We start from the raw sequence: 368 nt of genomic DNA on the forward strand, positions 1-368 counted from the left end.
AGCGCCAGCGCGTGCACCAGGTTCCCCATATCCAGCACTTTGGACTGCTCGCGGGCGATCGTCTTCTCCACGTGGCGCGCGTTGAAATACATCAGCGAAACGCGGGCGTCTTTCACCTGCGTGCTGCTGATGCCGTTTGCGCCGTGGTAGACGTTGTTCGGCAGACCTTCGTAGCGACCCGGTTCGAAGTAGGCCGGGTATTCTGGCGTTTGTTCTTCAGGAATTTCCGGCTCTGCTGATTCAGAAAACGCTTTGACCAGCTCCGGCGCCGCGGCTGCCAGAATCTGCGAATTCGTCAGGGTAGCTGCTGGCGCACAAGTGTCATCAGCGCCCTGGCTTGCTGGTACCGCGCCACTAACTTCGCTTTC

At 59.5% G+C, this 368-nt stretch carries 1 pseudogene; it reads right to left on the minus strand.

Annotated elements, in window-relative coordinates:
• Positions 1 to 368: pseudogene (locus tag ACSZPU_RS26400) on the minus strand (hypothetical protein); the annotation flags it as partial.

This window comes from Phytobacter sp. V69, assembly GCF_965644215.1.
Classification (GTDB): Bacteria; Pseudomonadota; Gammaproteobacteria; order Enterobacterales; family Enterobacteriaceae; genus Phytobacter.